The organism is Viridibacillus sp. KH_047 (assembly GCF_057838945.1).
On sequence record NZ_CM174479.1, the window covers coordinates 2,533,355 to 2,548,379 of the forward strand.

General features: G+C 38.7%; 13 protein-coding genes. 1 reads left to right on the forward strand and 12 read right to left on the reverse strand.

Going from position 1 to position 15,025, the window contains the following annotated elements; all coding sequences use genetic code 11:
• Positions 1-21: 21 nt before the first annotated feature.
• From AC3IS5_RS12560 to AC3IS5_RS12595, 8 genes are all read right to left on the reverse strand, one after another.
• Entirely contained in the window at positions 22-783 is a 762-nt protein-coding gene (locus AC3IS5_RS12560) for an SDR family NAD(P)-dependent oxidoreductase (protein WP_489424718.1), read from the reverse strand.
• Positions 784-953: 170 nt separating this feature from the next.
• Complete coding sequence (locus tag AC3IS5_RS12565; protein WP_489424719.1) at positions 954-2,138, reverse strand: M24 family metallopeptidase; 1,185 nt, start codon at positions 2,136-2,138, stop codon at positions 954-956.
• A 58-nt stretch (positions 2,139-2,196) separates the two neighbouring features.
• The gene (locus AC3IS5_RS12570; protein WP_489424720.1) at positions 2,197-3,759 is read right to left on the reverse strand and encodes a class I adenylate-forming enzyme family protein; all 1,563 of its coding nucleotides are present in this window, start codon (positions 3,757-3,759) and stop codon (positions 2,197-2,199) included.
• A 28-nt stretch (positions 3,760-3,787) separates the two neighbouring features.
• On the reverse strand, positions 3,788-4,918 hold the full coding sequence (locus AC3IS5_RS12575; RefSeq protein WP_489424721.1) for an acyl-CoA dehydrogenase family protein: 1,131 nt from the start codon (positions 4,916-4,918) through the stop codon (positions 3,788-3,790).
• A 162-nt stretch (positions 4,919-5,080) separates the two neighbouring features.
• The gene (locus AC3IS5_RS12580) at positions 5,081-6,733 is read right to left on the reverse strand and encodes an acyl-CoA mutase large subunit family protein (RefSeq protein ID WP_489424722.1); all 1,653 of its coding nucleotides are present in this window, start codon (positions 6,731-6,733) and stop codon (positions 5,081-5,083) included.
• A gap of 10 nt (positions 6,734-6,743) precedes the next feature.
• Positions 6,744-7,148, reverse strand: a complete 405-nt coding sequence (locus AC3IS5_RS12585; protein ID WP_489424723.1) for a cobalamin B12-binding domain-containing protein — start codon at positions 7,146-7,148, stop codon at positions 6,744-6,746.
• A 26-nt stretch (positions 7,149-7,174) separates the two neighbouring features.
• A complete protein-coding gene (meaB, locus tag AC3IS5_RS12590; protein WP_489424724.1) occupies positions 7,175-8,173 on the reverse strand; it encodes a methylmalonyl Co-A mutase-associated GTPase MeaB in 999 nt (332 codons plus the stop codon).
• Positions 8,166-9,347 (reverse strand): thiolase family protein, encoded by a 1,182-nt coding sequence (locus AC3IS5_RS12595; protein WP_489424725.1) that lies wholly within the window; start codon positions 9,345-9,347, stop codon positions 8,166-8,168. Before AC3IS5_RS12595 ends, meaB begins: the two co-directional genes overlap by 8 nt.
• 525 nt (positions 9,348-9,872) lie before the next feature.
• Between AC3IS5_RS12595 and AC3IS5_RS12600 the strand changes: the two genes are divergently transcribed.
• Positions 9,873-11,222, forward strand: a complete 1,350-nt coding sequence (locus tag AC3IS5_RS12600) for a phenylacetate--CoA ligase family protein (protein WP_489424726.1) — start codon at positions 9,873-9,875, stop codon at positions 11,220-11,222.
• A gap of 160 nt (positions 11,223-11,382) precedes the next feature.
• On the opposite strand, the gene AC3IS5_RS12605 is transcribed toward AC3IS5_RS12600, so the two are convergent.
• The 4 genes from AC3IS5_RS12605 to AC3IS5_RS12620 form a co-directional block, all read right to left on the reverse strand.
• Positions 11,383-11,703: a helix-turn-helix domain-containing protein gene (locus tag AC3IS5_RS12605; RefSeq protein WP_489424727.1), complete on the reverse strand. Its 321-nt coding sequence runs from the start codon at positions 11,701-11,703 to the stop codon at positions 11,383-11,385.
• Positions 11,704-11,839: 136 nt separating this feature from the next.
• On the reverse strand, positions 11,840-12,151 hold the full coding sequence (locus tag AC3IS5_RS12610) for a hypothetical protein (RefSeq protein WP_489424728.1): 312 nt from the start codon (positions 12,149-12,151) through the stop codon (positions 11,840-11,842).
• Between the two features lie 80 nt (positions 12,152-12,231).
• Complete coding sequence (locus AC3IS5_RS12615; protein WP_489424729.1) at positions 12,232-14,130, reverse strand: vWA domain-containing protein; 1,899 nt, start codon at positions 14,128-14,130, stop codon at positions 12,232-12,234.
• Between the two features lie 10 nt (positions 14,131-14,140).
• On the reverse strand, positions 14,141-15,004 hold the full coding sequence (locus AC3IS5_RS12620; protein ID WP_489424730.1) for an ATP-binding protein: 864 nt from the start codon (positions 15,002-15,004) through the stop codon (positions 14,141-14,143).
• Between the last annotated feature and the right edge of the window lie 21 nt (positions 15,005-15,025).

The following is a 15,025-nucleotide window of genomic DNA, read 5'->3' on the forward strand; positions in this document are numbered from 1 at the left end:
ACGATATTCGCCATTTCCTTGTTAGGCTTTTGGTCCACCAGCAACATAAATCACTTGGCCGTTAACGAATCCTGATGCTTCATCACAGAAAAATGCAACTGTATTTGCAATATCAGCAGGCTTCCCACCAAAGCCAACTGGAATTTGAGAAATAGCCGCCTTCATAAATTCTTCGAAAGGAACGCCAATTCTTTCTGCTGTTGCCCTCGTCATGTCTGTTTCAATAAAGCCCGGTGCAACCGAGTTTGCGGTAATCCCAAATCGACCGAGTTCAAGTGCTAGTGTTTTTGTAAACCCTTGAAGTCCAGCTTTAGCAGCAGAATAGTTTGCTTGTCCGGGATTTCCGAGCGCAGATGTTGATGATATGTTAACAATACGTCCATATTTATTTTCCACCATATACTTTTGAGCAGCACGCGAGCAGTTAAATGAACCTTTAAGGTGAACATCCATGACAAACTGCCAATCTTCATCTGTCATTTTAAACAAATAGTTATCGCGAATAATCCCAGCGTTGTTCACAAGAATATCAACTTTTCCGAATTGATTCGCGACCGCCTTTACAGCACTTTCTACTTGGTCAGCCTCTACAATATTTGTGACTCGGGTCATCACTTGGTAACCACTTTCACGAAGTTCATTTGCCCCCACTTCTAATGATTGTTCCTCAATGTCAAAAAGTGCGATCTTTGCACCCTCTTCAGCAAGCTTTTCTGCAATTGCATAGCCAATTCCACGGCTTCCCCCAGTAATAATTGCTACTCTACCATCAAATCTCCCCAATTTTATTCCTCCCTTTTCAAATTCATCTTAGCATCTAACCAAAATATACCATTTTTCCCCACACCATCTTTTCCGCTTAGGAGAGTGGCTTTTACCACAGGGATTTACAGTCTACAAAATATAAGAAGAGCAACCACTCGATTGCTCTTTTTTCTTCCTTTTCATTGCCTCTAGATTTCGAGTGTATCACGTGAAGAACTCGTCAAGATTTCTACACCTGTTTCCGTAACTAAGACAGTATCCTCAATAGTTAATCCAAACTGATTAGGAAAAATAACTTTTGGCTCAATTGCTAGCACCATACCGGGCTCTAAGATCATTTCATTGAAGGAAGAAACGAGTGGCGGCTCATCCATTTCTAATCCGACACCATGCCCTACATATTTGAATCCATATTGTCCTAGTCCCATAAATTCTTTATTCAAATCATAGGAAAAAGCAATTTCCTCAGCTTTTGAATAAATGTCGGCCACCCTCTTTCCGGGCCGAATAGACTCTATTGTATGATCCAATATTTCATTTACGATTTTGTGTAGCTCTTTTTGCTTTTGAGTCGCCTTTCCGAAAACAAATGTCCGTGCCTCATCCACATGGTAACCTTGGGAAACTGTTCCTTTATCAATGACGACAAAATCCCCTTGGGCAATTTTCCGATCGCCTGCACCATACGGTCGACTTGGACTGCTTCCTGAACCTGTCATCGTTAACCAGTTACCAGAAATGACACTTGTATTTTCACCAAATGCGACAACTCCAAATGGTAAGCGATTACTTGATCCTCTTTGAATCATGTTGCCTTCATCACCATAAGAGCTAGTAATCTTTTCAATTGTCTTTAAAAATTGTATTTCTGTCATGCCTTCTTGCAAGGCTTCTATTGCTTGTTCGAACCCTTTACGCGAAATTTGGGCTGTGTTTTTCATTTGTGAAACTTCCCAGTTCGATTTAATCAGCCTGAGCGACCATACAATTTTTTGGACATCCACAAATGTAGCCTGAGGTAAGCTTTTCTTCAATCTTGAATAAAACTGAAGAGTTGTCACATCAAAGGAAAGTCCAAGTACTACTTTTTTCTCTCCGTATACTTCTTCTATGACATCGATTAAAGTATTCATTCCCTGAGAAGGACGAATATCTGATATATAACTGTCTTTTCTGCCACGTTCAAAATTAATTCGTACTAATAAAATCGGTGGTTGATGACTTGGCACTAAAAGAACGCTATGAACACCACTCCCTGTGAAATAAAAGATTTCTTCAGGGTGGAAAAAGATTGCACCATCAGTTTCTTCCGCTTGTAATTGCTGTTGAAGTTTTTCTATTCTTTTTTCATATTCATCTTTTTTTACTTGCATGCTCTCAACTCCTTATGCCTCTACATCTTTTCGAAGTGGCGGTCAGTACGCTGTACGTTCATTCGGAATAGGTTACTTTCAATCTGTTCTTCAATATTTTCCCCGCAGCATTCCGTGGCAATTGTTGTACAAAATGAACTTGTTTTGGAATTTTATAACCCGCAAGTTTTCCGCGGCAAAAGTCTTGCAATTCCTGATCATTCACACTGCTTTCTTCCTTTAACACAACAATCGCAGTGGCAACTTCTCCATACACTTCGTGGGGAAGTCCGATCATCGCCACTTCTTCAATTTCTGGATGCGTCGCTAATACATTTTCTACTTCCGCTGAATAAATATTTTCATCGCCACTCACAATCATATCTTTCTTTCGATCTACCACAAAATATTCCCCAGTCTCTAAACGAACCCCGATATCCCCAGTGTAATACCAACCATCAATGACAGCCTCGGCTGTTTTATCAGGTTCTTGCCAATATCCTTTCATAACGGTATCACCTTTAACGATAAGTTCACCCGCTTCGTTATCCGGGACTTGATTGCCATTATTGTCTACCAGTTTGACAAGCATTCCGTATATCGGTTTTCCTGCTCCTAAACCAGAAGCTTTAATTCCTGGTAGAAGATCCATCTTTTTAATTTCTTTTCCTAATGTTTTGGGAGAAATAATATTACTCATAACATGTGCTGTATTTTCAGTCATCCCATAGATATTGGCAACGACAACATCATCTTCTTCTTCAAACCTTTCAAAAAACTTGCTCAGTGTATCTGCTGAAGAAAACCCACCACCAGTTGAAACTGTTTTCAAGCTTGTCAGATCATATTCTTGAATGACAGGGTCATTTGAAAAAATTTTCAATTGGGTTGCGGTGATATCAAGATCATTCACCTTATATTGTTCGATGACTTTGGCTATTCTTTCAGTTGAGAAGTTAGCGAAAACACATGTCATGCCCATTGCTATTTTGTTCAAGCCCATCATCACGCCAATATGAAAAAAGGGAAATAAACACATGCCGACATAGTGACGATAACGTGGTAATTCAATCAATTGATAACTACACATTTCTGTCATGTTTTTATGTGTAATCATCGCACCTTTAGGCCTGCCCGTTGTCCCACTCGTATAGCAAAGAAAGGCGATATCATCTTCTACTACGCCACAGTCAATCTCAGTAGAATCAGCATCCTGAAGCATCTCTTCATAATTAAGACTCTTTTCATCTTTTTCGCCCACCGAAACAAAATTTTTAACTTCTGGTAAGTCATTTATTATAGTTGCTATTTTTTCTTTAAAGACATCCTCATAAATGAGCGTATTTGCACCAGAGTGATTAATAATATAAATCAGTTCAGTAGGTGCAAGTCTCGTATTTAAAGGAACTGCAATTCCGCCAAAACCAAAAATACCGAAATACAATTCAAAGTATTCAGGTCTGTTGTTGAGTAAAAGTACGACTCGGTCGCCTTTTTTAATCATTAAATTAAAAAGACTGTTAGAAACTTTATTAATTCTGTTATAAAACTGTTGGTAAGTATGTTCCACTTCGTCAAAAACCGTGGCTGTCTTCGTTCCATATTCCATCACAACATTTTTAATCATATTTTTCATTATCATACAGAATTAGCTCCTTTTACAAAGTCATTTACAAAGCCATTTTCTTCGCTATGATTAACTTCATAATTTCATTTGTCCCGGCATAAATAGCCGAAACCGGGGCATCTCTATATCTTCTAGCGATTTCATACTCCTCCATATAACCGTATCCCCCAAATAATTGCATACATTGAGAAGCAACTCTTTTCGTCATTTCTGTTACCCACCATTTTGCCATTGAAACTTCTTTCACAATCTGCTTATTTTCCATATGATTTACGATTAGCTTATCTAAAAATGTACGTCCCAATTCGATTTCAGTAGCCAATTCCGCTATCTTAAATTGTGTGTTCTGGAACTTGCTTATTGTTTGACCAAAAGCACTTCTTTCCTTTACATAGTCAACCGTCAATTCTAACATCTTTTCTGCCGCAGCTTGGGCTTGAATTGAGACAACTAATCTTTCCTGTTGTAGCTTTTCCATTAAATAATAAAAGCCTCGTCCTTCTTCACCTAAAAGATTACTAGCTGGAACTTTTGCATCTTCAAAAATTAATTCTGCCGTATCTTGACAATGAAGACCAACCTTATTTAATGTTTTTCCCTTTGTAAAACCTTTCGTTCCTTGTTCCACTACAAGAAGACTAATCCCTTTATGACCTTCATTTGTGCTTGTTTTACAAGCAACGACTACCAAATCGGCATGAATCCCATTCGTTATAAAAGTTTTCTCACCATTGATAATATAATGATCACCGTCACGAATTGCCGTTGTTTTAATATTCGCCAAATCTGAACCTGTTCCAGGTTCCGTCATCGCTATCGCGGTTATTTTCTCTCCAGTAATACATCCCGGTAACCACCGTTTTTTTTGTTCTTCACTTCCAAACGTATCCAGGTAAGGAACAACGATATCGTTATGATTCGAAACACCAATTAAACCAGCGCCGACTCGCTCTAGCTCTTCAATTAATATGACTGAAAATCCAAAGTCAGTTTCCATTCCACCATATTCCTCATTAAGGTGCGGAGAAAGAAATCCATTACTGCCCATCTTTCGCCAAAAATCCCGTGGAATTATACGTTCCGCTTCCCATTCATCGTAATAAGGATAAGCCTCTTTTTCTAAAAACTTTTTTAGAGATGTTCTAAAGATTTGGTGTTCATCTTTTACATACATTATGAAATGTGCCCCTTTCACATAACACAGCTATTAATAATTCCTGCCTGACCGTATCGACTTTATAGCCCCACACTCTTTATAATGAGGGGGGCCTTTAATCGTGTAAAAAAAGGAAGAAAGGCTAGGCCACCCCCTAGCATCTTCTTATGTTTCCAATTTCTAGACTATATTTGGATGACCAAACCCAAGATGTTCTCTAAGCTCATGAATGATCTCGCCATGTGTACAGCCCTCTTTCACAGCAGCAATGGTCGCTTCAAAGATATTGATAGACGGATCTTTCGCTGCGATTTCAATTTGTTCAAGCGCTTTCCGGACTTTACTTTGGTCCCGATTTTTCTTAAAGTTTTCTAGACGTTGTAAATGTTTTTCAACAAGTTCTGGCACTACTCTTGTTGATGGAGGTCGTTTATCTTCACTTTCATCAATTTGGTATTTATTCACACCTACAACTGTTCGTTCTAGGTTATCGATGGCGCGCTGATGTTCCTCTGCCGATTCACCGATTTCTCTTTGAATATATCCCGTTCTTACTGCCTCAAGCATGCCACCCATTTCATCAATTTCATGAATATATGCCCATGCTTTTTCTTCCATTTGATCTGTTAACTGCTCCATATAATAGGAACCGCCAAGTGGATCGATCACATCAGCAAGTCCCGCTTCATCTGCTAATATATTTTGTGTGTTAATCGCAATCCTTGCCGCTTCTTCGATTGGCGTACCCAACGCTTCATCATATGAGTCCGTGTGTAGAGACTGGGCACCACCTAGAATTCCTGCAATCGCTTGGACCGTTACTCTAATAATATTATTTAATGGTTGCTGTCTCGTTAAGTCCGCTCCCGAAGTTTGCCCGTGAAACTTAAATCTCATCGAACGAGGGTCTTGCGCTCCAAAACGTTCCTTTAACAACTTTGCCCAAATTCTTTTACCCGCACGAAACTTTGCTATTTCTTCAAACATACTAATACTAATATCGTAAAAGAAAGTAAATCGTGGTGCGAACGAGTCAATCGGTAATCCACGTTTTAAAGTTTCTTCAATGTACGTAATTCCACTTGAAATGGTAAATGCTAATGCTTGGGCTGGAGTTGCTCCTGCTTGTTGCATATGCTGGCCAACAATACTGACCGGATTCCAATTTGGTACATGCTTATTTGTATATTCAATATGATCGAGTAAAATTCTTAAACTTCCTTCTAATGAAATACGATAAAACATGTGGTTTGCAACATAATGCGAGATAAAATCAGATTGATTACTCGTTCCTGTTATTTCGGAATATGGAATGCCTCTTTCTTCTGCTAAAACGAGCAGCATAGCCAAACCCGTAAAACCAATCGGATCATTTAAGCCAACACTAATATCCTCAATCGCGATTTGGTCAAAAGCTATTCTCATATCTTCCATTGTATTAATCGGCGTACCGCATGTTCCCACTAAAAGCGAATCAACCATATCCGCATCATAGCCTCGATAAAAGCTATTACAATAAATGATGCTGACCGCATTGGAACCTGCTCTTATCAATTCTCGTTGCCTTTGATTGAATCGTTCTGGTGTGTCTAATCCTATTAATTGTCTTCGACTCCACCCGCGTCCTCGATACATCGTTGGATATAATCCACGTGTAAACGGGTACTGACCTGGTAAAGAACTTTCCGGTTTCTCTATATCTTCTACTGTATATAATGGTTTAATTGGAATTCCTGATCTGTTGTATTTTAGGTCTTGATCTGGCGTAACTTTCCTGACCTTCTCATATTCTTTTCTCCATTCTTCATGCTGGAGATTATTGGACTCTGTCATAATCAACACCTCATTTCTCAATAGTTTTTTCCATCATTTCTTCAACAATCCTAACAATTGAATCTAATGTTTCGCCTGGATGAAACACTTTTTCAACCCCAGCCTTTAACAACATTTCCTCATCTTCATCAGGAACAATTCCACCTACAATCACCTTTTTATCCTCCAGCCCTTCTTCTTTCAGGGCGTCCATTAGCTTCGGAATAATTAAGTGATCATAAGCCAAGGAGCTAATGGCAATAATATCCGCATCTTCTTGTAGGATAATATTGACGACATCTTCTATACGCTGCCATGGACTTGTATAAATCACTTCCATTCCAGCATTTCTAAAAGCACTTGCTACAACCCTTGCACCTCGATCATGTCCGTCTAGTCCAATCTTTGTTACCAGAACTTTTATCGGTCTGTTCATAGTACAAATTCCCCCTCTCCGTAGTTTCACTTTTTCATACTGACGAAAAACTCTGAAAATAAATCATCTGCCGCTTGTTCCGGATAGATGTCTTTCTTATAAACTTCATCAACAACGGTACTCCAATTCGCACTATCCATGACTTCTTCTTTCATAAATCCCCAAAATTTATCTTTTATACTTTCCATTAACTTATAATAGGCATGTGACTTTTCAATCTGCTCTCGCTCTCCTGTGTCGTTAATCTCCTGCCATCTTTCTTCAACCTTCTCTAAAAGTTCAGTGATGCCTGTTTCTTTTACTGGTGATGTCATGATGATTGGCACTTGCTTTCGATTAACAGCCGCTTCTGTGCTAAGAATTTTTTGAATTTGATGGGCGGTAGTGTTAGCAGTTGGTAAATCCGCTTTATTAACGACAAAAATATCAGCAATTTCCATAATTCCTGCTTTTTGAGCCTGAATTTCATCACCTAACCCAGGAGCTGTCACAACTAGCGTCGTATGTGCCAAATTCATGATCTCCACTTCTGTTTGACCCGAGCCTACTGTTTCAATTAATATTGCATCGAACCCGAATGCTTCAAAGAGTGTAATCACATTACGCACGGATTTAGCTAAACCGCCAACTTCTCCTCTAGATGCCATACTTCTAATAAAAATATCAGACGTTTTTTGAGCTGACATCATTCGAATTCGATCTCCTAAAATCGCGCCTCTTGAAAATGGACTACTCGGATCAACTGCGAGAACAGCAACGCTTTTCCCGTTATCACTTAGCATTTCAGCCACTTTATCTACAAGTGTACTTTTTCCAGTTCCAGGAGAACCTGTGATGCCAATAATATGCGATTTTCCTGTACTCGAATATAGTTTAGAGATTATTTCTAAATAGTCTTCATCATTATTTTCAACAATAGTAATAGCCCTTGCTAAAGCGCTCGCTTTCCCAGACTTAATATTTTCTACCATTTGATCAACATCAAGATGTTTGATTGTTAACGCCCCCTTCTCGCCACTATTCAACGCTAACTAACATCGCTATGGCTGGTCCCCCACCAGCACATAATGTAGCAATGCCATATCTCTTTCCTTTTATTCCTAGTTCCATAAGAAGACTTCCTACTAATCGAGCACCCGTGTTGCCAGGGGGATGCCCTAGTGCAATGGCTCCTCCATTGACGTTCACAATATCCATTGGAAAACCTAGTTCCTTTATACACGCCAATGCTTGAGCACCAAAAGCTTCATTGATTTCCAATAAACCAATATCTTCGACCGCTAGTTTATTTCTTTCTAGTAATCGTTTCACTGCTGGTACCGGCCCATATCCCATAATCTCCGGCGCAACACTAATAGAAACTGTATCTTTAATAAATCCTAAAACAGGAAAATTGTTTTCTTTCGCATACTCTTTTTCCATTAAGACAAGTGCCGCAGCTCCATCACTTAATGGCGGCGAGTTCCCAGCCGTCGAAATCCCATCTTTATCAAACACAGGTTGCAATCTACTTAAATCTTCAATTTTCGTATTCGGACGAGAACACTCGTCTTCACTAATAATCATTTCTTCGCCTTTTTTACCAGCTATTTTAACCGATACGATTTCACGATCAAAACGTCCACTGCTAATTGCTCTCGCAGCTTTTTGCTGACTTTCTAAAGCAAATGCGTCCGTTTCCTCTCTTGTGAGGGAAGCATTTTTGCCCACGGTTTCGGCCGTATTTCCCATATTCGTTCCAGAAAAAGCATCATCTAAACCATCATAATAAAGTCCATCTTCTAGACTCTTTCTTCCTCTTACATGTCCCCAGCGTCCTGAAACGTCGAGAAACGGAACACCACTCATACTTTCAAACCCACCGGCCACAACGACACGGACCTTTCCTAATCTTATTTGATCAGACGCAATATCGATTGCACGAATCCCGGAAGAACATTGTTGATTAATTGAAATTGCTGGAGCTTCCACGTTAACTCCTGCTCGAATGGCTGCTTGACGTGCAGGGTTTGCCTTTAAGCCTGCTTGCCAAACCACTCCCATAACAACTTCATCAATTTGTTCAGTTCTTACACCCGCTCTCTTGATTGCCTCTTCAATTGCAATTGTCCCGAGATCAACTGCTGTCAAATCTTTAAAAGCACCTCCGAACCTCCCTATTGGTGTTCGGGCAAAAGATACTACAGCTACATCTTTCATAAGTATTCCGGCTCCCCTCTGCATTTCAGTAAAAATAGAACTATGAATACAAATTTTGAACATAGAGTATGTTATTAACTAAATATTTAAATTATACCTTAACAGACTATTATCAATCTTTAATTCTTTAAGTAGTAAGTTATTTAAATATAGTATCCGCCCAAAAAGAATAATCTATTTTGAAGATTACCCGGAACTTTAAATTTTAACTTCCTCCATTTGTATTTTAAAAAATGTTTAATGAAAAATAATATAAATAATAGATTGGATATTCTGAACACTTTGCTCATAATATCTATTAAATAGTTATTAGAAATTTGAACATATTTTTAAATTTGAGGAATAGAAATCAATAAAGGTGGTGAATAGAATTTCGTGATGTAGTGATTGTTGCTGTAGGCATAATGAATCTCGGCTAGTTTTAGACATATATTTCAAAAGATCGAGCGAAGATTAGAAATTGAAGATATGGAATTATAATGACCAAAATGTGAAAACTACAATTTATACAAGGGAGGATTTAGTATGAATTCTGTTAAATATAAAAAGTATTGGAATGAAGAAAGGGAAACTTTAAATCCCGAAGTGAGAAATAAACTTATATTAAAAAAAATTAAAGAACAATTGGAGTATGTCTATAACAACTTACCTTTTTATAGAAAACATTATGATAATCATAACTTTAAGCCATCGGATGTAAAAACTTTAGAAGATTTCACAACTAAGGTTCCTGTGATCACAAAAAAGATGCTCGTTGAAGATCAAAAAAACAATCCTATTTTCGGAAGTTACGCAGGTCAATTTAAACCGGAAGAAATTGCTCGTATACAGGGATCGAGTGGGACCTCCGGAACGCCAACTTTTTATCAAGTGAGTAAAGATGATTGGGAGAGAGCAGCCGAAATACATGCGATGGCATTATGGTCAACTGGATTGAGACCAACAGACACAATCCAATTCGGCTTTCCTTTTTCAATGTTTTTTGGCGGTTGGGGAATATTACAAGGAGCAGAACAGCTAGGGGCTACGATATTTCCATTAGGTGCTACAGAATCAGACAAACATTTAGATTTGATTGAAAGATTGCAACCGTCTACTTTTGTTGGGACAATTTCCTATTGTATGCACTTACTAGATAAAGCACGAAGTCGAGGCATTGATTTATCCCAAAGCTCAGTAAAAAGAATCATCGCAGCTGGAGAAACAGGCGCATCTTTGCCAAATACGAGAGAAATCGTCACTAAAGGTTGGGGTGCTAGTTTGTATGATACTGGCTCTACTTCAGAAATGTACCCATTTATGACGAATACAACTTGTGAAGCCCAGGAAGGCGTCCATCTTTATCAAGACGAGGTTTTCACTGAAATTGTAAATTCAGAGGATCCCCATAACTCAATCCCTATGGGCGAAAAAGGAGCAGTTGTGTACACACATCTATGGAGAAAATCTCAACCAATGATTCGTTTTTGGTCAGGAGATGAAAGTTATATGACTGATGAGCCCTGTTCCTGCGGGAGAACATATCCACGTTTACCACAAGGGGTGCTTGGCCGTATAGACGATATGTTAATCATTCGAGGAGTGAATATTTATCCAAGTGCAATTGAAAATGCCGTTCGATCATTAAATTGGAGTGGAGCGGAGTATCAAATTATTCTGGATAAAAAAGGGTCATTAGACGAAATGACAATTAACATTGAATACCAAGACCAATTTAAAAATGATAATCTACAATCCTTTGAAGGTGAAGCAGCAGAGTTGTTCAAAAATAAATTTGGGGTTCGTGTAGGCGTGAATCTCGTAGAAAAAGGAATTATTCATGAAACTGTTTTCAAAGCTAGTAGAGTTGTAGATAATCGTAGTAAAAAGAGCTAAAGGCTTTGCGAAATAGACATCTTTCCCTGTGCGCCATTATAAAACTTCCTCTCATTGTCAGTCTGATATCGTCAATGAGGCAAGAATTTTTATACTGGCCATTTTTTCAGATTATAATTCTTTAGTTTTTTACGGCACTAATGATTCCACCTTATCCATTCTACTTGTTTAGCAATTTCTCCTCCGTCAATACACCCTTTAACGTTCCTGTACTGTAAATGAGACGGTTTCCACTTACTTCAGATTGAATCCACTTTTCAGCAATACTACCTTCAGAGCATTCAATATAAATAGGGATATGATAGGATTTTTCTTTCGTGATCAACTTGTATTCTTGTAAAATCGAAAAAATTCGATAAGTTGATGTAGAACTTAATCCAAGTTCATCCCCAATCTCAGTCGCTTTCAGTTTTGGATGCTGTTTTAATAACTCCAGCATCCTTAGTCCATTTTGCAATGTTCTCTGCTCTGTTGCCGTCAACACTCACCTCACTACATATTTAGCATAAAGATGTAGTGAGGAAATAGAAAATAATTATGCTTTATTTTCATATATAGGGAAAATACAAGTTTGAATTGAATTTTCCCTGATATGACGTTCATACGCTTAATTTGTTTTACTTAGATGGAGAAAATGTAATTGTATAGCTATCTCCTAACTCATCCCGTAATTGTTCTGTTAGTCTTAAACCCTCTTTATTGAATTTAGCGATTAATTCATCAGCATTAGGTAATCTCTTGTCAGTATCCCAATCTATCCATTCTCCGTAATTTTCAGACCAACTAGAAAATGAATCCAGTAATTTAGTCGATAAATCAAACTCTTCAATCTCAAAATTAGCTCGACATTTTCCACACCAAATTGGATCTGTAAAATCTGCCTCTACAATCAAATTGTTCGAATTCTGTGAATTACAATTACAATTCATACTATTTCCCCTTTTATATACTCTGTTGTTTAAACACAGAATTTTTTATATTTAATTCCTTAACCAACCATCATCATTTATCACCCAGACTGTATTACCAGCCCAATCATTTTTCTCAACAACCTCAACGTAACATCCGTGAACTTTTCTACACTGTCTGCTGCAACAGATTGAGGTCCGTAAATCATTCTGAATAACTGCAACTGCTCCTCACTTGGCATATCAGTATTCAAGAATAAATGCATGACATGAACGCCCTTCTTCTCTGCATCCATTACCGCTTCTGCTGTATCAACAATCCCATTTTGCGCATAGCCAAATGCTGAGGGTTCCCCGTCGGAGAAAACAAGTAGAAATCGATGCTTTTCATCACGAGCTGCTAATCGCTTCGTCATCCAGCGAATTGCAAAGCCGTCGCGATTATCTTCATGTGCTTCTAATGCCAAAATGGCAGAGCCACTATCCTTTGCACCGTCCTCTAATTTATGCACCCATTCAAATGTATTCGGTTGTTTTTCTTCCGTTGCTTCGTAGGCATCTTCATAAAAAGAGACGATTTCATGTGTTATACCCATTTTGCGCAAAACATCATGAAAAAGCAGAACCGCCTGCTTTGTTTCGTCCATTTTATCAATCATAGAAGCCGAGCCATCAACTAATAAACCAAACACTGCATCCAGAGGCTTCGCTGGTGAATTTTTCTTATAAAATGGCTTTGGTCTTTCATCGATTAAAAAGGTTGTTAGTTTGGAGGAGAGTCGACCTTTTGTTAAATGGTCACGTCTAGCAATTTCCTTTTGAGCCATACGCTTTCTAAATTCAGCCATTAATGCCTTCACATAAGGTTCTTGCGTAGTACGCCAAGTGACTAAATCATCCATTGAACTAGCTTCTCGGACCGTTTCAATTCTTCTCTCTTCATAGATGACATTACGATGTTCTTCACCAAAATATTTGCCTGCTCGCTTTTTCTCAGGAGGCAATTTTTTTACATCGTCCGTATCAACTTGTTGAACAGAATCCTTTTGATCTTGTGCTCCGCCAATACCAACTTCGGAAATCTCTGCCCCTTCTCGTCCTTCTTCCGCTTCTGTTGACATTGCCTTTCCTTCATTACCATGCTCTAGTTCATAACGCATATGGACGCCCTCTTCAGACTGTGACTCGCGGTGCCAAGTGCGGAATAGCTCTTCAATCGTTTCTTTTGCCTCTTCTTTGCTACCTTGCTCTTGCTCTGTAACACCTTTATGTTCATTGAACTTCGCTGCTTCTGCTAAAGAATCCATAACGGCATAGTAAGTGTGCATTAAATCTTTGTCCAAATGTTCTACAATCATAGTCATTACACGATAAACTACCGCAATACTATCTTCAGTTGAACGAGCATCATAAAGAGACTGCCAAGTGAATTGTAATGGTTCAAAAAAGTCAGGCATACTAGATGTATCTAATTGCATAGAGCCTTCATGTGCCATGACGAATAAATAATTCAAAGTAGCATCTGCTAAAAAGCCCTTTTGTAAATTAACTTGAAGTTGCTGCTTATGAAACTCCAAATACACTCTACGTCTTATGTTAAATGCCTCACCAGTACCTGGGCGTTCCTTCTCGACCGCATCCATTAAACGGAACTCTTCTGCCATTAATACAAGTTGCTCAAATAAATGGGCTTTAGGTTCTCCGTGTAAATCCTCAAGTAATTCTAAAAAAGGCTGCACTGAAAAATAGCGCCAAAAGCCAGCCGCTAGCAAATAGATATCCGATAATCGTCCAGCATGCATGATTGCTCGATCACGATGACGCCAAAAAACACTCATTGATAGTGCCTGCTCCTGAGGACGTAACTCTAACACTTGTCTTTCTGTTAAAGATAAGTATGGTGCATGTGATAACGCTCGTGTTAATTGCTCATAATGAAGCATCTGACGTGCATTAATCTGTTCATTATTAAATTGAATAAAGCGATTCATCTGTGACATGCAATCAACCTCACTTCACCCACGTTTTAGCTAATTCCATTACGAGCTCACGTTCTCCAACATCGTCCAATTTCTCTGCAACTGCATAGCGAATTGCGCGCAGTGGTTCAATATATTGTGCTAATTCAGTAGCGTCCATTAAACTACGGATAGATGCGGCTTCTTCACTTAGCAAGCCATTTTGCACCTGCCCCTTCAAATCCTCAGCTAAATTGTACATCATGTTTTTCAAACTTTTTGGTGCATTCGGGAAAGCACTTTCCCATAAATGCTTCAGCTGCTCACCAGCCAAATATGGAATGCTGTAGGAAATAAAACGGTTCTTCAGTGCCTCATTCATCGGTGCTGTTCCGATATAACCTTCGTTGATAGCCGATAATACATTAAAATGTGGATGGGCTTGAATTACTTCTCCCGTAAATGGATTTGTTAACATACGTCTATAATCAAGAACACTATGTAAAATCGGTAATGTTTCCGCCTTTGCCATATTGATTTCATCAATATACAGTAAATGCCCTTCCTTCATCGCCTTAACAACAGGACCTTCCACAAACTCAATTACTGTTTCTCCATCCTTTTGCACGATCGTCTTAAAGCCAAGTAAGCTTTCAGCATCTAAATCAACCGAGCAGTTGATACTATGCATGGGCTGTCCGAAATAAGCAGACACCGATTCAGCTAACTTTGTTTTACCTGAACCCGCTGGCCCTTTTAATAGCACTGGTTTTTGCAAAGCAACACTGATCAATACATCTTGCCACAAGGTTGGGTCTGGTGAAATGTAGCCACCATTTCCAATAAGTAATGCCTGTTCATCGCTATATACACGAGCAAGACGCTCATTCTTAATCTTTTTAACTAAATCATGCATGTATAGTTCCTCCTTGTTGAG

Bases quoted from the DNA above. Each gene is read 5' to 3' on its own strand.
- AC3IS5_RS12565 (WP_489424719.1), bottom strand. From the start codon at position 2,138: ATGCAAGTAAAAAAAGATGAATATGAAAAAAGAATAGAAAAACTTCAA.
- AC3IS5_RS12570 (WP_489424720.1), bottom strand. From the start codon at position 3,759: ATGATAATGAAAAATATGATTAAAAATGTTGTGATGGAATATGGAACG.
- AC3IS5_RS12575 (WP_489424721.1), bottom strand. From the start codon at position 4,918: ATGTATGTAAAAGATGAACACCAAATCTTTAGAACATCTCTAAAAAAG.
- AC3IS5_RS12580 (WP_489424722.1), bottom strand. From the start codon at position 6,733: ATGACAGAGTCCAATAATCTCCAGCATGAAGAATGGAGAAAAGAATAT.
- AC3IS5_RS12585 (WP_489424723.1), bottom strand. From the start codon at position 7,148: ATGAACAGACCGATAAAAGTTCTGGTAACAAAGATTGGACTAGACGGA.
- AC3IS5_RS12595 (WP_489424725.1), bottom strand. From the start codon at position 9,347: ATGAAAGATGTAGCTGTAGTATCTTTTGCCCGAACACCAATAGGGAGG.
- AC3IS5_RS12600 (WP_489424726.1), top strand. From the start codon at position 9,873: ATGAATTCTGTTAAATATAAAAAGTATTGGAATGAAGAAAGGGAAACT.
- AC3IS5_RS12610 (WP_489424728.1), bottom strand. From the start codon at position 12,151: ATGAATTGTAATTGTAATTCACAGAATTCGAACAATTTGATTGTAGAG.
- AC3IS5_RS12615 (WP_489424729.1), bottom strand. From the start codon at position 14,130: ATGTCACAGATGAATCGCTTTATTCAATTTAATAATGAACAGATTAAT.
- AC3IS5_RS12620 (WP_489424730.1), bottom strand. From the start codon at position 15,004: ATGCATGATTTAGTTAAAAAGATTAAGAATGAGCGTCTTGCTCGTGTA.